Raw genomic sequence first — 16,325 nt, forward strand, 5'->3', positions numbered from 1 at the left:
TCAGAACCTCCTTTTGCGTTCAAACGACGTCTATTTAGGCGGTTGATGAGTAGTGGGTTAATACGATTGTTGGGGCGTTTGGTATCTTTGTGGAGGGGAGTTCGGTATAGTGGTCTTATTATTAAAATGAATAAATTGAAAAAAATTGAGGGCAAAATAAAATATTTTGACATTTGTTACGCAGTTAACCTTAAAGGAGTCTTTAGAGAGAGGTTAGCTAGTGTGATAGTGGAAATTGAAAATCATAAGTTGAAGACGCAGATAGACAGTGAATCAAAATTGGTGAAAAAATATGGTAAGCGAAGTGCAGTGCAAATCTTACATAAAATAGATTTGTTGAAAAGCGCCGTCAACTTGTCAGATTTATCGCATTTGCCGCCAACGCGATTGCACAGATTATTTGGTGAATTGTCGGGCTACTTTGCAATAGATGTCACGAAACAATTGCGACTTGTATTCCGCGGAATGGATGTTGCCGGAAATATCATCGTTGACAAAGAAGAGATTATTCATGTTCTGATTAGAGAGGTAGTTGATTATCATGATTAGAAAAGGGTATGCATTAGATCGTGACTACGTATCGTCACCAGGTGAAATCCTAACTGAGTCGTTGGCAGCGATAGACTTGTCGCCACAAGAATTGGCGCAGAAAACGCAGACGTCAATAACGTACGTGGAGGCGGTTCTCCACGGGAAAGTGCCAGTAACCCCAGAATTTGCGATGGCTTTAACACAATTTTTTGAAATTGATGCTGGGTTCTGGCTACGATTAGACGAAGGGTATCAATACTTCAAGCGAACCGGACATGAAAAGCAGTAATCAGCAAGTTAGTCTTTCGAGGTGGACTATCATGACAAATAAGCAAACCAATTACGAACCAAGTCGCCCCATCGCCCCCGGGGAAAGTATCCAGGAAGCACTCGCGACTTTAGAGATGACACCCCAGAACCTAATTGCGGAAACGGGGCAGGACAGCGATTACGTCATCAACGTCTTAGCTGGGACAGCGGCGATTACATCGGAATTTGCCGAGTCTTTAGCGAGTGTCATGCAGGTGCCCGCTAAATTCTGGTTGGCCTACGAAGACCAGTACCAACGACTACAGAAAACGAGGCACTAGGACTAGTTTTCAACCGGTAGACGTCAAAGCTTGATCAGTGAAAGGGTGGTTAATTACCATGAATAAAAATGAGAATGTTATACATCCCCAGTACGCCTCAGCACCGGGAGAAACGCTAGCGGAATCCCTGGAAGTGCTGGGCATGACGCCCAACGCTTTAGCAGTGGCAACCGGCAGTTCACCAGCCTACGTGGCTGCGGTCCTCCGTGGTACCGACAGGGTGACCCCGGCGTTCGCCGAAGCCTTGACGCAGGTCGTTGAAGTTGAAGCAACGTTTTGGTTGCGAATGGATCAAGCGTACTGGAATTTCAAAATGACTGGCCGAATTGATGAGATGTAAGCAAGGGTGCAGACGCTAATTAACGAGGGTCATGCAGGATGCCCGCTAGATTCTGGCTGGCCTACGAAGACCAGTACCAACGACTGCAAAAAGCCAAACACTAGCACGAATTTACCACCACTAAAGGTCGCCACCGTGCGGCCTTTTTAGCTGCCCACAGATTTACCCCAAACAAAAATCGGCGCTCCAACAATGGAACCCCGACAACAGGTTTGCAACATAGAAGCCATCTCCGCGCGGCAACTGCCACAGTCCAGTGTTAAACCACTTGGTCGTCCAGCTCGCCAAGTTCCTCAATCATCGCGTCCAGCTCGCTCTTGGACAGGGTGGACCTGGTCAAGGCCTCTGCCATCTGGTCCGTCAGTAGCGCCAGTTGCGCATAAAAATGTTGGTTATCAATGAACTGGGCGTGTTTGCCCGTGATGAAACGCAGCGTGTCCGCGCAACAGGTGGCGTCAACGTCGGCCGAGCGTAAGCAGAGAATTTCCTGAATCTCTTCTAGGGGCAGGCCCGCCCGCTTGAGACTGTGAATGATCCGGTAGGTGGCCAGGTCCGCCACGGTGTACTCGCGGTAATTCCCCGCGGTCCGCGTCGGCACCAACAACCCCATCTTTTCGTAGAAACGCAGCGTGTCCGGATTGCACGCGACTTTCTCAGCAAAATCTTTTATATTCATTATCAATCCATCTCCTCTGATTGAGGCAAGCCTACCACGTGAGCCAACCCAAGGGTTAAAATAGGCCATTGAACGGTGAAATTTAACCGAGGTTCGGTGAGTTAATTAAAAAATCGACTTATCCGCTTAAGGGGTAAGTCGATAACGGGGCAGATTAATGTTAGGACAATGCATACTTCCGGATTGCCGCAGCGACACCGTTTTCAGCGTTAGTCAGGGTCACTTCCTGAGCGGCGGTCTTCACTTCGTCGATGGCATTGCCCATTGCGACGCCTAAGCCAGCGTATTTGATCATGGTCAGGTCGTTGCCCTGGTCACCAAGGGTCATCACGTTGTCCGCGGTTAAGCCGAGTTGGTCGACCAGTTCGCTCAAGGTACCCCCTTTGCTGGCGTGTTTGTTCATGACCTCGATAAAGTAAGGGGCACTCTGGACCACGCTAAACCGTTCCTTGAAAGCTTGTGGCATGTCAGCCTTGACCCGGTCGATCACGGCGGGGTCGTCCACGAACATGGCCTTTGAAATCGTCAGGTCCCGTGAAATTTCGCTCACTTCGCGGTACCGAATCAACATCTTCACCAGGTAGCTTTCGCCGATCGTGTAGGCACTGATATTCTTGTTGGCCGTGTAGATGTAGTCCGGCGTTTCAATTTGGAAATGGGCGTCTAGCTTGCGGGAGAGGGCTTCCAGGTCGATGAAGTCGTCGTAGGTCAGCGAGTGGTTGGTCAGAACCTTGCCGGAGATGGTTTGGGCAACCGAGCCGTTAAAGGTGATGGAGTATTGGTCGTCGCCGCTGATGTCCATGGCATCCAGGTAAGGTTGGACACCGGTTAGTGGGCGGCCGGTACACAGGACAACCTTGATGCCCTGGGCCTTGGCGGCTTGCACGGCGTCGATGGTTTCTTGTGCCAGTTCATTCTTCTCGTTGAGCAGGGTACCGTCGATGTCAATGGCAATTAATTTGATGGTCATGAATGGGTCTCCTTTGAAAGTTAGAGTTAAAGGGCGTAGGTCAAAATGGCGTTGGCCACCCCGTCTTCAGCGTTACTGCTGGTCACTTCGTCAGCGGCGGCTTGAACCTCGGCGGTGGCATTGCCCATCGCGACACCTAAGCCGGCAGCTTTGAGCAGGGGCAGGTCGTTCGCCCCGTCCCCAATCGCCATGGTTTCGGCTGGTTGGAGGTGAAGGTGGTCGGCCAATTCTTGCAGGGCGTGGGCCTTACTGACGTGTTGGTTGAGCGCCTCGATAAAGTGCGGATCCGTCCGCACCAGGTAAAATTGCTGGCGCAGGGCTGCGGGGATGGTGGGTTCAAAGGCATCAACCACGGCCGTTTCGTCGATGAAAACAAAGGTTAAGATGTCTTCGCCGGCAGGAATTTCAGTGGCAGGTTGGTAAACGACCGGCAAGTGGACCAAACGACTCTCCCGGATGGTGTAGGCGCTGGCCGGCCGGTTGGGCGTGTAAATGGCTTGCGGTGTAATCATATGATAGTCGATCGGTGCCTGGTCGGCGAGACCCGCCAGCCGTTGCGCATCGTTGCGACTCAATGAGTGGGTGACCAGCGCCTGGCCATTCGTCGTTTGAATGGCGGCACCGTCGTGGGTAATCACGTACTGGTCATCCCCCGTGAGGTCTAGCATGTCCAGGTATGGTTGCACGCCAGCCAAGGGGCGGCCGCTACAGAGCACGATTTTGATGCCGGAAGCGACGGCCGCCTTGATGGCGTCAATCGTGGAGAGGGCTAACTTGTTATTGGGGGTGAGCAACGTGCCATCAATGTCAATGGCGATGAGTTTAACCGTCATGCTTAGGACTCCTTTGGTTGAATCAATTGGTTATTTTGAATGTAAGAGCCGAACTCGTCGTAAATGGGCTGGAACAGTTCTGGGGCGTCGTTGCCCGGATTTAACATTTCCTTGGGGAAGAAGAAGCGTTGATCACCAGAGAACTTGCCGCGAATGGCGTTGACCAGGTCGGATACCGTGGACAATTCCAGTAGGGTGCCGTCTGGTTCTTGGAGTTCAATCTGGGTCAGCGGGTAGGTCATTTTCGGATCGTACGCGTCATCATAAGGTAAATCATAACTGTTGTCGGTGGCGGTGTAGTAGTCCGTGTTAAAGCCTACGGAGCGAATTATTTGGCGTAACTGGGGCAATAGTGCCTGGGTCGCCGCCGAGTATTCCGCACTCTTTAGGGGCTTTCGGTCCAAGAAACGGTGCGCCAGGTCGGCCAAAATTTCGTCCGGTGACTGCCGCCAGTGAATGAAGTAGGTCGTCAACACGCCGTCGTCCAGGTTCAGGTAGTCTTGGAGGTCGAATTCGTGGTTGAAGAACGGCAACAGCAGGTGGGGGATGAAGCTCTCATCCGTTTCGTCCGCTTGGTACAGCTCGTTGGCCCGGCCCAACAGGTGGTCGAGGATCACTTCCATCGACCGAGAAACCGGGTGGAAATAGACCTGTTGGTACATTTGGAAGCGGCTCACGATGTAGTCTTCGACCGCGTGCATGCCGTTCATGGCAAAGGCGATCCCGTCTTGGTACGGTCGCATGACGCGTAAAATACGGGTCAAATCAAACGTCCCGTACTGGGTGCCCGTGAAGTAGGCATCGCGCAACAGGTAGTCCATCCGGTCGGCATCAATTTGACTGGAAATCATCTGGACGACCTGCGGATTGGGATACGTTTTTTGAATAACACTGGCAACTTCGGCGGGGAACGTCGGACTGACACGGCGTAAGACCTGGTTGACTTCGGTGGTCGGAGACGTCAAGATTTCAACGGTGATGGCCTCGTGGTCGGTGTGGAAAATGTGTTCAAACGTGTGGGAGTACGGGCCGTGGCCGATGTCATGTAACAGGGCGGCACACAGCGCGGTTAACCGTTCGTTGTCGTCCCAGCCGCCATCTCCGGGCGTTTTCGTGGGATAGTTACGTTGGAAGTTATCGCAAATTTGACGGGTGATTTCGTAGACGCCCAGTGAGTGGGTGAAGCGGGAATGCTCTGCACCGTGGAAAATCAGTGAGGCCGTTCCCAGTTGTTTGATCCGCCGTAAACGTTGAAATTCCTTGGTGTTGATCAGGTCAAGAATAATTTGATGTTGGACGTAAATGTAGTTATGGACTGGATCCCGGAAAACTTTTTCCCGGGGCAGTCGCTGTTGGGCGTATGTCACACTGATTCCTCCTCGTTAATTTGTCGTGAGCCGTGGTTGGCGGCGGACCATTTGTGCCGTGGCGTGGTCGAGCGCGGTGGTGAATTTAGGGGTGGCCATGAGGGTCGCTAATTTTTTGTGGCCGACCTGGACACCCGCTGTTTCCACAGCCGTCAGGAAGCGCTGTTCGGCATCGTTAACCGTTAAGTCTTGGCTGAGTAAGGCACTAGTCGTGGTCATCACGGCCGGGTCGACGTCGGGGAAGGCCCATTTGTTCTCGGCAGCCCCCAAGCCAGCCTGGTAAAAGTCGCGAATCATTTGGCCCCGCGCCACTTGGTCGCCGTTCACGCCCAGGTACAGCATGGTGACGAGTGCGTGGGGACTGCGGCGTTGCGCGATGCCGGCAATCTTTAAGCCGTCGACGCTCAGGTCGTAGTCGCCCGGACAATAGGAGCGGGTGATTTCATAATGTTTCAACGTCAATTCCGGCCAGGCGGCGTCGACCAGTGTGGTCATTTGGGCGTAGGCCGCTTCGACGCTCATGGGTGGCGTGGTCAGCGGGGTGAACAGGGATACGTTTAAGACGCCAGCGTCACTGACCACGGCAAGGCCGCCAGAATTGCGGAGCACGTAGTCGTAGCCGTGAGCTTGAACGGCGTTGACGGCCGCTGTGAGGTCGGGGAGCCGCTTGTCCTTCAGTCCCATGATCACGGTGGGCTGCATGGCCCAGAAGTGCAGTATGGGCTCCTGGAGGTCCACCACGAGGTCGAGGAGGGCGTTGGTGTAGCCGAACGCTTGATTTTTATTGTCGGCCGGGATTGGGGTGGTCACGGTCTGGAGTGAATCTGTGGGGAGATCAAAGGGAAACATTGAACCCACCTTCTTTCGTTCAGTATCTTCAACCTCCCATTATACTAGAAAACGCTTGCGCCGTCATGGTCCGGACCAGTCCTTACGCTGGGCTTAATCTTGTGAACGCCAAACGGCAACATAAGATTGCTTAAAATTGCCACCTGCGGCTGCCAGAGATTCCGTCTGCTGTGGGGACCGCCTGCGGCCTGGGGTGCGGTCCTCCGGCTCGGTTTGAAGCCTGACAAAGAACGCCAGTCTCCAAACACGTCCCACGCTGTAAGCTGGTTCCCAGCTAACACCGTCGACACAGCTGCCTCCATCTCTGTCCTCCTCCGGTTATGATTGTTCTGCAACATGACATTGCTGTGACTATCGCTGGATTGGCAACGTTTGACCAGAATAATTGGTCGTCGTCTACGTAGGCGTGAGTGAGCCAAATTTAGGCTCAGCCGTGGGATTTTCCACGTGGCCTTCTTGGAAAATGGCGACTTTGAAACGCGGGTTGGGCGGTTCAAAGCGAGCAGGTAGACCGGTTCTCAGGCTACCCGCGTCCTTCCCACAGCGTTCCGGCCTAAATTTGGCGAACGGTAAGCCGGCAGGTTTAGACAATGTTGCCACTTTAAGCGTTAGCCTGAGTCAAACCAAGGATTGGAAATGCCCGAGAAAAGATGATAATTGGTAGGTTTTCTGGCCGAAATGAACTATAATTAATCCAGACAATTCGCGGAAAGGAAGTGTGCAAATGGATCAATTATCTACGGGGGTGCCCGTCATGATTCACTTGGAGACGCACATCAAGCAAGATCAGGACGTTTCCGACTACCGCTTGGATGTGGATGGCCAGCTAGTTCAGATGGGCCACAACCTCTACCTGCGTTACCTGGAACCGAACAAGGAGACCGGGGAACAAACGCCCGTGACGATGAAGTTTACGCCAGAAGGGGAGGTCCACCTGACCCGGAACGCCGAGGCTGAACTGCGGCTACACTTTGTGAGTGGTAAACGGGTAACGGCGCGCTACAACACGCCTTATGGCCCCTTGCCAATTGAAACGGTGACGCCATACTTGGAAACGAGTTTTAAGGAAAAGCCGTTTAGTGGCAACGTTAAGATTGATTATTTGCTCTACGCTAATGATGATTTGGTCGGAAACTACAAGATTCGATTGCAATTTACGGCTTAAACGAGTATCATATTTCGTAGACTGTGGAAAGGACGTGCACCAGTTTGGAATTAAAACTCTTTGAGGGCCAGAATAAAAAGGAATTATCAATGATCGAAGTTGCTCACGCCATTTTGTCTCAGCACGGCGACGTGATGGGGTTTGCCGATTTGGCTAACGCCGTCCAATCATACTTGGGCGACAGCGACGAAGAAATTCGTGACCGGCTGTCCCAATTCTATACGGATTTAAATGTCGATGGTAGTTTCATTTCTCTGGGTGATAACCTTTGGGGGCTGCGAACTTGGTATCCGTTTGAATCCATCGATGAAGCCACCGTTCATGCAGAGGAAGATGAAGATCAACCTAAGCGTAAGAAGCGCAAGAAGGTTAACGCCTTCCTCGCCGATACGACCGATGACGATGACGTGATCGATTACGACGATGATGAAGAAGACGACACGGAAGATATTCCGGACGGTATCGAAGACCAGCTTTCTCAAATGGAAGCACCGGACGACGATGACGAAAATCTTGACTTCTCTGCCGACGATGATGAAGCCGATGACGATGATGATGACGACGAAGAACAGAAATAAATTTCCGAACTTCGCTTGACCTCCTGCCAAAAAGCAGGTATTATGTTTTTTGGGCTCCCTGCTACTTGTAGCGAGGACAACTGGACGGTAAGCTCCCTATTCGCAATGGATAGGGAGCTTTTTTTATAGTTTTCCGACCCTAAATAATCTTACGAGGAGTTTGCACATGACCAAATATATTTTTGTGACTGGCGGCGTGGTTTCATCACTAGGTAAGGGGATTGTGGCCGCTTCCCTAGGACGGTTGTTAAAGAACCGTGGCTTGAACGTGACCATTCAGAAATTCGATCCGTACATCAACGTGGATCCCGGCACGATGAACCCCTACCAACACGGGGAAGTCTTCGTTACCGACGATGGGACCGAAACAGATTTGGACTTAGGCCATTACGAACGTTTCATTGACAACAACTTAAACAAATATTCCAACGTCACGACTGGTAAGATTTATTCAGAAGTTTTGGAAAAAGAACGGCGCGGGGATTACCTCGGCGCGACGGTTCAGGTTATTCCGCACATTACGGGAATGATCAAAGAAAAAATTATGCGGGCCGGCAAGACGCTGGGCGCAGACTTTGTGATTACTGAAATTGGTGGGACCGTTGGGGACATTGAATCCCAACCTTTCTTGGAAGCTATTCGCCAAATGAAGGCCGAAGTTGGCGACGAGAACGTGGTCTACATTCATACCACGTTGGTCCCAACCTTGCACGCGGCCCACGAAATGAAGACCAAGCCGACGCAACACTCTGTGCGTGAGCTTCGGAGCATCGGGATTCAACCCAACATTTTGGTCGTACGGACCGAGGCACCAATCACCGACGAGATGCGGCGGAAGATTGCCTTGTTCTGTGACGTGAAGCCTTCATCCGTTATCGAATCCATGGACGTTTCCACAATTTACTCGATTCCACTGCGGTTACAGGACCAAGGGTTAGACCAAATTGTCCTGGACCATTTCCAAGTGGACGCACCTAAGGCCGACATGACCAAGTGGGCAGCGATGGTGGACCACATGCAAAACCTGACGCGGACCATCAAGATTGCCTTGGTTGGGAAGTACGTGGCGTTGCATGACGCGTACATTTCCGTGGACGAAGCTTTACAACACGCCGGTTACCCGGTTGACGCCAACATCGACTTGAAGATGATTGACGCCGAGGAGATTACGGAAGACAACGTTGCTGATATGTTGGGCGACGCGGACGGCATCATCGTTCCTGGTGGCTTCGGTGACCGGGGAATTGAAGGCATGGTCACGTCTATCAAATACGCACGGGAACAAGACGTGCCATTCCTGGGGATTTGCCTGGGGATGCAAGTGGCCAGCATTGAATTTGCCCGCGATATTCTGGGCTACAAGGATGCCAACTCAACTGAAATGGACCCAAGCACGACCCACAAAATCATTGACTTGATGGCAGACCAAGCGGACGTCCACGAAATGGGTGGCACGCAACGGCTGGGTCTGTACCCATGCAAGTTGAAGCCGGGTAGTGTCGCAGCAGCGGCCTACGACAACCAACCAATGGTCGAGGAACGCCACCGTCACCGGTACGAGTTCAACAACCAATACCGTGAAGAAATGGCGGCAAAGGGCTTGGTATTCTCAGGAACATCACCTGACGATCACTTGGTAGAAGTCATTGAATTACCAAAAAAGAAGTTCTTCGTGGCAGCACAATACCACCCAGAATTCCTGTCGCGTCCAGAACGGCCTGAAGGGTTGTTTAGAGACTTTATTGCGGCGGCTAGTAAAGAGAGTGCGGAATGAGCCGGTTAGACTCTGAGCATTAGAGGAATAAAGACGTTTCAGTTCGGCGAAGCCGGGCTGGGACGTCTTTATTTTTCTAAGCGGAGGAGTCTGGCTCATGTAGCACGTTTCAGAGGCCGCCAGGACCAGGATATGAGGGCGAGAGAAAGATTAACGAACTAGGCCAGTAGGCCCAACAAAGAACTAATGCCGGGCAGGAGTTCTGGGGCTTTTTAAGCGCAGGGACCTGCCCTGTGTAGCACGTTTCAGAGGCCGCCAGGATCGGGATATGAGGGCGAGAGAAAGATTAACGCACTAAGTCAGTGGGATCAACAAAGACCAAATCGACTGGGGCTCCTCTTTTTGCTAAGCGCAGGGACCTGCCCTGTGTAGCACGTTTCGGAAAAGAGTGTGGCGCAGGGCGGTCAGCTGGCGAGCATTAACGGCGTAACGGTGATGACCCGGGTTCTGGGTCGTTGCCGTTACGGTGTTAAGCGGAACCAGTTGCCCTGCAGAACACGTTTCGGAAGCCGCCAGGACCAGGATATAAGGGCGAGAGAAAGATTAACGCATTAAGCCAGTCCTGGCCAAATGAGTCCCAAACAATTGTTGAAACTTTTCAAACGTGAAGTGATTATCCAACAAGAATATTTGATTATCAATTACAAGTATTAGTCGTGTTGACAAGTTCCTAATCTTTTAATAAATTCAGTTAATCAATGTGCCTGATTTTCATCTCTAACGAAAAAACAACATTATTGAGTAATCAGCGTGCTATACTCACCCAAGCAAAGTACTTTGAAAATTTAAATTGATTGAGAGGAGCGAGTTTCTATGACTTTTCAATTTGATTTTGAACAAATGACGCATCCAAGTCGAAAACTGACGCAACAGGATATTATAGAGCTAAGAGAAAAATACGACAGTCGGGTCACGAGGACCCAGGAGTCACCTGATGAAGCAAAATTTGTCACCCGGACGGCTCTTGAGTGGCTAATAGATGAGGTGACCAGGCAACAATCATAATCATCTACGACAGAAAATGTCAGTCTTTTCACAACAGTCTCAACTAACCACCCGCCAATCCAATCGCAGAAAGCGGCCTAATCCCTTGATAACACACAGTTCGCGACGCCCTACTTTCATTTATTATAAACATATTTGTGGACGTGAACCATCTTTCATGATATCCTAGTTGCTACTATAGGATGAATGCGCGATAGATTAAGTCAAGCAACTTTTTAATGCGAGGAGGGCTGCGACGTGAAGAAGCGATGGTTGTGGTTGAGTGGTGTCGGTATGATTCTAGGATTGTTTGGTCTCAGCGGCGTCGCTCAAGCGAGTGACAGCGCTGTAACTGCGGACTTGCCGAGTAGTTTTGCGATTGATGGCCTGTTCAACACGACCAGCACCATCCCCAACGCAACGAACACAGCGAGTCTGGTCGCAGGCAATCACGGCCTTCAGGTCACGGACAATACCGCCAATACGAACGGGTCGGCTTGGGCCACCAGCGATAACAAATTTGACTTGAGCAAGGATGGCTACTTTGATATGTGGCTGTACTTTGGTAAAAATGGCGCGAAAAATTCGGGCCAAGGCATGTCGTTTGTCATGCAAAACTCCAGCAGTACCGGCTTTACCACCTTCCCCAGCGCCAGCAAGCCAGCGGGCCAAGCGCTAGGCGTGTGGGGTGTTGACTACACCAATACCGCTACAACTGCTTCTACGATTGCTGGACTGGGAATCCAGAAGAGCTGGGCGCTTGAATTTGACGAGCAAATCAACTCGAGCCGAGCGGGTGCGGACAATGATGGTCTGGATTATAGCTACCAGTATGAAGATTTACAGCACGTGGCATCCAACTACCCCGGGGATGCCGGAAGTTACCAACGAAATGGGACGCAAAGTAGTGGGAATCTTTATTTCTACTACCTGAAGCATCAGGGAGCATTTCAAACGACCCTTTCTGATGGCGCGTGGCACCACCTCACATTGAAATGGACTGCGCCAACCACCACTGGTGGTGTCACCAGTGACACGGGAAGTATGACCTACACGTTGAACGACAAGGATCCTAAGACCGGGCTGGCAACCACCGGGACTTCCCAAACGGTGTCGGTTGATCTCACCAAATTGGGCATCAACGCGACGGACAGCACGAAGCAGGTCTACTGGGGATTCACCGGGACGACCGGTAGTCTCTATGCCAATAACGTCGTGGCCTTTGAACACATTCCGGGGCTAGTGAACGCCTCATCAGGGGTCACCGTCACAGACACGACAGCCAACAAGGAAGTCACCGATGGTGGAACGGTGAATGGCAATGATGAGTTAACCTACACGTATAATTTAAAGTATGACAGCGGCAATCAGTCGTGGCAAAACATTGCGACCAAGATCCCAACACCGGATGGCGTGACGTTTACGTCGGGAACGATTACCTACGCGGACGGGACGACGGAAACGGTGAGTGCCGATGAATTGGGGACGAACCCAATCGCCCACACGCTGAGTAAGAATCTGTCGTCGTCCAATAAGAGTGCCACGATTACGTTGAACGGGAAAGCCGACGCGGTTACCAGCAACACCAGCGTGGCCAGTGCGTCGAGTTCCTTCAACGGGACCAATGAAGTCAGTTCGGTGACGACGCCGAGCTATACGATTTACCCAGCACGGAACTGGACGCTACAGCGGACCTCGGCGGCTAATACTACCGTGGATCAGGGGGCGTCTGCGACGGTGACTGGCTTGGCCACGCTGGCAGGCAACGAAGTGGTCAGCAACGATAACGTCACGGTCCACGCAAGCTTGGACAACGGTCAGACGATTGATGATTTCACATTAAATGGGACCAGTAGTGATTCCACCGCTAAGGGAGCCTTCAACCTGACGATTCCGGCCGATAAATTGGTCACCGGTAACAATACCGTGAGCCTCTACGTGACGGATGACCGGGGCAACCGCTCCAATACGGTGACAGCAACCGTGACGGTGACGGGCAAGCTGGCGTTTAACAAGGTCAGTCCGGAAAGTTCCTTTGAAACGACGCAGCTGAACGGAACATCGATGATCTTGAAGCGGAATGCGGACTGGGACTTATCGGTGACCAACGGCATGGGAACCGGTACGGACTGGGCAGTAACGGCCCAGGCAAGTAAGTTCAGTGATCAAACAACCGGCACGGAACTGGCTGGTGAGGTTGTTTGGGTGGACCAGAATGGCAATCAGAGTTCGCTGAACGAAGCGCAAACCATTGCCAGCGGAACCAACACCGAGTCCAGCGAAACCACGGATGTTGTGGCGGGCTGGTCAGATAGCTCGGGCATCATGCTAAAAACCAGCAGTAGCGCTTTAATTGGCGAGTACCAAGGCACAGTGACCTGGGTTCTCAGCAACGCAGCAGGTTAGGTTGGGGGCTGTTCACCTGCGACATTGCAGCGCCTCCGGGATGGTGAAAAATGAGACCGGAGCGCTGTGGGCGAGCGTCCGGAGCCAAAGGGCGGTCTCCGGACTTACTTTGAGCCTCCCGGACCGAGTCTCAAAGATATCAATTCCCTAAGCGACACAGACCGTCACTAAGGGAATTCCCACGGCTTGGCTCATTTTCACCATCCCTGCGGCTGACATTGTGGCAGGGTGTCCAGACTAGGCTGGTTGCATCCCCGCGTGGCACTCGCTACATGGTCTGTGCATCGTGGAATGTCTATCGCTGTGCTCGTGTTAACCACGTAAATAACAAAGACGCAGGCAACTATCGGCTATCGGTAGTTGTCTGCGTCTTATTTGTGTTCTTTGGATTTCTGAGCCAGTGTCAAGGTGACCAGCAATGTGACACCGGAGGAAGCCAGGGACGGAGCCAGCTGTGTCGACGGCGTTGGTCGGGGTATTTTCCCGGCCTACCCCGTGGGACGACCTTGGAGACACGCGTACTTCGTGGCTTCAAGTCGAGGTGGAAGCCCGTTCTTTGGCTGGAACCGACCCCATAGCAGGCGGAGCTCCCTGGAAGCCGCAGGTGTGCCAGTGCCGACACGCCTCGTCAGCAAGCTAAGGAACACGAAAAAGGAGCCGCGCAGAGCACGACTCCTTCGTCAGTAACCATAAATAACCATGGTGCAAAAGAAACTATTCGGAACGTAAGGCCGTAGCCGCGTCCTTCTTAGCCGCCATCCGGGCTGGGATGTGACCACCTAACATGGTCAAGACGGTACTGATGATGATCAGCACGATGCCGTGAACGGGGTTGAGGTGGGCGACGTTGCTCAGGTCGGTAATGCTCTTCAACAAAATGTTGATCGGGAATGTCAATAACCAGGCAATCAGAACACCCAGCGCACCAGAACCGACACCTAAGATGAACGTTTCAGCATCGAAGACTCGGGTGATATCTTTCTTCCGGGCACCTAAAGCCTTCAGAATCCCAATTTCCTTGGTCCGTTCCAGGACGGAGGTGTAGGTGATGATGGCGATCATGATCATACTGGTAACCAGTGAAATCCCGGCAAACGCAACCAGTACGTAGGTGATGGCATCCATCAAGCCACCGGTCAAGCTAGAAACGGTTCCGGCCATATCGGTGTAAATGACCTTGTCCGCCTTGCTCTTACCCTTGTTGTACTTGTCCAAGTACGTCAACACCTTGTCCTTGTTCTTAAAGGTGTTCGGGTAGATCAAGATGCTAGCTGGCGTGGTTGAACCACCGAGGTAGCTGACCAAAGACTTCTTGGTCGTGCTGTCAACGCTTTGACCAGTCATGACGTTGTCGCTGGCCTTCTTCTGGGCCTTAACAATCTTAGAATTCTTGTTCTTTTGAATAATGTTTTGGGTCAACTTATCACTGTAAGCAATCCCAGAAGCCAAGACGTTTTCGGAAGCTTTGGCCTTGACCTTCACGATTCCCGCAACCTTCAAAGTCGTGTTGTTACTGTTGTTGTACAGGGAATTGCTAGCCTTGTTGGGCACGTAATTGCCAGTAGGCAGGCTTTGGTAGTAATCGTTGTTGTTGACGACTTTAATCTTGGTGCCAACGATTTTGCTATAGCTAAATGACTGGTTGTTCTTTGCCGTGAAACCGAGGTTCTTCAACGCGTTGATGTTGGTGGAACCGTCACGGTCGACAATCAAGATGACGTCGTTGGCGTTCTTAGGATAGCTCCCGGAGACCAACTTGTAGTGCTTCTTCAGGAAGCTCGTACCGCCGTCATTCGCGCTAGGGTAAACGGAACCGCCGACCCCGGTAGAAGCGCTCATGGCTGACTGCATGGCACTGGAGCCGCTGGAACTACTGCTATCGACGTTAGAGAAGGAGACCGTCTTGGTCTTGCCGTTCACCTGACGTAGCAGGTTCATCCCGGTTGAGTAGGTATAGGTGACGTTCTTGCTCAACTTAGGATCCAGATTTTTAACATAGTTTAAGTAACTCTTGGTAAGCTTATTGGTGTGGGTCGCCTTGTCCTGTTGGCTGACCTTGGCCGTGACGGATTTCTTGTTGTTGGCCTTGACCGAGTCATTGGACTGGGCGGTCGTACTCGTGGCCGTTTGCGAAATGGTCACGGGGAACTGGGCCAGCGTGTTGGACTGCGTCTTGTTGATCTGGGCCTGGAAACCGTTGGAGAGGGCCAGAACCACGGCAATCCCAATGATCCCGATACTGGAAGCAAAGGCGGTCAACGCGGTCCGCCCCTTCTTGGTCCGAATGTTGTTAAAGGACAGTTTCAAGGCCGTCCAGAAGGTCATCCGGGTCTTCTTCAGTTCAAATTGTTGGGCATCGCTGTGTTCGGTGTAAGGGTTAGAATCATTTTGAATCTTCCCGTCAGCGAACTCGATGATTCGGTCAGCGTATTGCCGTGCTAGGTCGGGGTTATGCGTCACCATGATGACCAAACGTTCAGCGGAAAGTTCCTTGATCAGTTGCATGATTTCTTCACTGGTCTCGGTATCTAGGGCCCCGGTTGGTTCGTCACACAGGAGAATTTCGGGTTCGTTGGCAATGGCCCGCGCAATGGCGACCCGTTGCAGTTGCCCACCGGACAGTTGGTTGGGCCGCTTGTTGATGTGTTCGGACAAGCCGACGCGGTCGAGGGCCTTCAGCGCCTTTTCTTTCTTTTCAGCGGTGCTGACCCCACTCAACGTCATCCCCATTTCCACGTTATCGAGGATGCTCAGGTGACTGATGATGTTGTAGCTTTGGAAAATGAATCCGACGGAATTGTTGCGGTAGGCGTCCCAATCGGCTTCAGAGAAGTCCTTGGTCGACTTGCCTTCGATTGCCAGGTCACCAGAATCGTAGATGTCCAGGCCGCCAATCCCGTTCAGCATGGTCGTCTTCCCAGAACCACTAGGGCCCAGGATGGCGACGAACTCCTGTGAACGGAACGCAACGGAAACATCATCGAGGGCTTTGGTGACAGAATCGCCCACGTAATAATATTTCTTGATATGTTTTAGTTCCAGCATTGTAAATTAATCCTTCCATTTTTGGTTTTCGGCTGTTGCTAACGGCACTTTTCTGATAAAATGAACATTAATGCAACACCGTGTCTTATATCATAAAGCAAATTGTTCTCCTGACAACCGTCAATGTTGGCGGATTTGTCGTTAAAACAACAAAGTTTATGAAAGTGTCGCATTGATAGCAATGACAGCGAATGAGCTGGTTTTTACCATACCATAA

At 51.8% G+C, this 16,325-nt stretch carries 15 protein-coding genes; 9 read left to right on the forward strand and 6 right to left on the reverse strand.

The features are described 5' to 3' along the window. Nucleotides 1–126: 126 nt before the first annotated feature. From EKM99_RS07945 to EKM99_RS07960, 4 genes are read left to right on the forward strand one after another with little or no spacing between them, the layout of a single operon-like run. Entirely contained in the window at nucleotides 127–549 is a 423-nt protein-coding gene (locus tag EKM99_RS07945) for a type II toxin-antitoxin system RelE/ParE family toxin (RefSeq protein ID WP_164511559.1), read from the forward strand. Beyond that, nucleotides 542–820 (forward strand): HigA family addiction module antitoxin, encoded by a 279-nt coding sequence (locus tag EKM99_RS07950; protein WP_125582583.1) that lies wholly within the window; start codon nucleotides 542–544, stop codon nucleotides 818–820. Before EKM99_RS07945 ends, EKM99_RS07950 begins: the two co-directional genes overlap by 8 nt. A gap of 31 nt (nucleotides 821–851) precedes the next feature. After that, nucleotides 852–1,121: a helix-turn-helix transcriptional regulator gene (locus EKM99_RS07955; RefSeq protein ID WP_125582585.1), complete on the forward strand. Its 270-nt coding sequence runs from the start codon at nucleotides 852–854 to the stop codon at nucleotides 1,119–1,121. A 58-nt stretch (nucleotides 1,122–1,179) separates the two neighbouring features. Continuing rightward, nucleotides 1,180–1,461: a helix-turn-helix transcriptional regulator gene (locus tag EKM99_RS07960; protein WP_125582587.1), complete on the forward strand. Its 282-nt coding sequence runs from the start codon at nucleotides 1,180–1,182 to the stop codon at nucleotides 1,459–1,461. 259 nt (nucleotides 1,462–1,720) lie between these two features. On the opposite strand, the gene EKM99_RS07965 is transcribed toward EKM99_RS07960, so the two are convergent. The 5 genes from EKM99_RS07965 to EKM99_RS07985 form a co-directional block, all read right to left on the reverse strand. After that, on the reverse strand, nucleotides 1,721–2,137 hold the full coding sequence (locus tag EKM99_RS07965) for a MerR family transcriptional regulator (protein WP_125582588.1): 417 nt from the start codon (nucleotides 2,135–2,137) through the stop codon (nucleotides 1,721–1,723). 160 nt (nucleotides 2,138–2,297) lie between these two features. After that, nucleotides 2,298–3,107, reverse strand: coding sequence for a sugar-phosphatase (gene yidA, locus EKM99_RS07970; RefSeq protein WP_125582590.1), 810 nt, complete (start codon nucleotides 3,105–3,107; stop codon nucleotides 2,298–2,300). Nucleotides 3,108–3,133: 26 nt separating this feature from the next. Next, a complete protein-coding gene (locus tag EKM99_RS07975) occupies nucleotides 3,134–3,940 on the reverse strand; it encodes a Cof-type HAD-IIB family hydrolase (RefSeq protein WP_125582592.1) in 807 nt (268 codons plus the stop codon). A gap of 2 nt (nucleotides 3,941–3,942) precedes the next feature. Then, nucleotides 3,943–5,307, reverse strand: coding sequence for an HD domain-containing protein (locus tag EKM99_RS07980; RefSeq protein ID WP_125582594.1), 1,365 nt, complete (start codon nucleotides 5,305–5,307; stop codon nucleotides 3,943–3,945). Nucleotides 5,308–5,322: 15 nt separating this feature from the next. Further along, nucleotides 5,323–6,156, reverse strand: a complete 834-nt coding sequence (locus EKM99_RS07985; protein ID WP_125582596.1) for a lipoate--protein ligase family protein — start codon at nucleotides 6,154–6,156, stop codon at nucleotides 5,323–5,325. A 724-nt stretch (nucleotides 6,157–6,880) separates the two neighbouring features. Between EKM99_RS07985 and EKM99_RS07990 the strand changes: the two genes are divergently transcribed. The 5 genes from EKM99_RS07990 (at nucleotide 6,881) to EKM99_RS08010 (ending at nucleotide 13,063) form a co-directional block, all read left to right on the forward strand. After that, on the forward strand, nucleotides 6,881–7,321 hold the full coding sequence (locus tag EKM99_RS07990; RefSeq protein WP_125582598.1) for a DUF1934 domain-containing protein: 441 nt from the start codon (nucleotides 6,881–6,883) through the stop codon (nucleotides 7,319–7,321). Nucleotides 7,322–7,365: 44 nt separating this feature from the next. Continuing rightward, the gene (rpoE, locus tag EKM99_RS07995) at nucleotides 7,366–7,899 is read left to right on the forward strand and encodes a DNA-directed RNA polymerase subunit delta (RefSeq protein WP_125582600.1); all 534 of its coding nucleotides are present in this window, start codon (nucleotides 7,366–7,368) and stop codon (nucleotides 7,897–7,899) included. A 166-nt stretch (nucleotides 7,900–8,065) separates the two neighbouring features. After that, nucleotides 8,066–9,673 carry a CTP synthase gene (locus EKM99_RS08000; RefSeq protein ID WP_125582602.1) on the forward strand — a complete coding sequence of 536 codons (1,608 nt, stop codon included), beginning with the start codon at nucleotides 8,066–8,068 and terminating at the stop codon, nucleotides 9,671–9,673. 813 nt (nucleotides 9,674–10,486) lie between these two features. Next, entirely contained in the window at nucleotides 10,487–10,678 is a 192-nt protein-coding gene (locus tag EKM99_RS08005; protein WP_125582604.1) for a hypothetical protein, read from the forward strand. 237 nt (nucleotides 10,679–10,915) lie between these two features. Continuing rightward, nucleotides 10,916–13,063, forward strand: a complete 2,148-nt coding sequence (locus EKM99_RS08010; protein ID WP_225419819.1) for an L-type lectin family protein — start codon at nucleotides 10,916–10,918, stop codon at nucleotides 13,061–13,063. 714 nt (nucleotides 13,064–13,777) lie between these two features. Here the strand turns inward: EKM99_RS08010 and EKM99_RS08015 are convergent. Next, nucleotides 13,778–16,108: an ABC transporter ATP-binding protein/permease gene (locus EKM99_RS08015; RefSeq protein WP_125582606.1), complete on the reverse strand. Its 2,331-nt coding sequence runs from the start codon at nucleotides 16,106–16,108 to the stop codon at nucleotides 13,778–13,780. Between the last annotated feature and the right edge of the window lie 217 nt (nucleotides 16,109–16,325).

The organism is Levilactobacillus cerevisiae, from assembly GCF_003946245.1.
Classification (GTDB): domain Bacteria; phylum Bacillota; class Bacilli; order Lactobacillales; family Lactobacillaceae; genus Levilactobacillus; species Levilactobacillus cerevisiae.

Bases quoted from the DNA above. Each gene is read 5' to 3' on its own strand.
- EKM99_RS07945 (WP_164511559.1), top strand. From the start codon at position 127: ATGAATAAATTGAAAAAAATTGAGGGCAAAATAAAATATTTTGACATT.
- EKM99_RS07965 (WP_125582588.1), bottom strand. From the start codon at position 2,137: ATGAATATAAAAGATTTTGCTGAGAAAGTCGCGTGCAATCCGGACACG.
- EKM99_RS08015 (WP_125582606.1), bottom strand. From the start codon at position 16,108: ATGCTGGAACTAAAACATATCAAGAAATATTATTACGTGGGCGATTCT.
- EKM99_RS07960 (WP_125582587.1), top strand. From the start codon at position 1,180: ATGAATAAAAATGAGAATGTTATACATCCCCAGTACGCCTCAGCACCG.
- EKM99_RS08005 (WP_125582604.1), top strand. From the start codon at position 10,487: ATGACTTTTCAATTTGATTTTGAACAAATGACGCATCCAAGTCGAAAA.
- EKM99_RS07950 (WP_125582583.1), top strand. From the start codon at position 542: ATGATTAGAAAAGGGTATGCATTAGATCGTGACTACGTATCGTCACCA.
- EKM99_RS07975 (WP_125582592.1), bottom strand. From the start codon at position 3,940: ATGACGGTTAAACTCATCGCCATTGACATTGATGGCACGTTGCTCACC.
- EKM99_RS07990 (WP_125582598.1), top strand. From the start codon at position 6,881: ATGGATCAATTATCTACGGGGGTGCCCGTCATGATTCACTTGGAGACG.
- EKM99_RS07955 (WP_125582585.1), top strand. From the start codon at position 852: ATGACAAATAAGCAAACCAATTACGAACCAAGTCGCCCCATCGCCCCC.
- EKM99_RS07985 (WP_125582596.1), bottom strand. From the start codon at position 6,156: ATGTTTCCCTTTGATCTCCCCACAGATTCACTCCAGACCGTGACCACC.
- yidA (WP_125582590.1), bottom strand. From the start codon at position 3,107: ATGACCATCAAATTAATTGCCATTGACATCGACGGTACCCTGCTCAAC.
- EKM99_RS08000 (WP_125582602.1), top strand. From the start codon at position 8,066: ATGACCAAATATATTTTTGTGACTGGCGGCGTGGTTTCATCACTAGGT.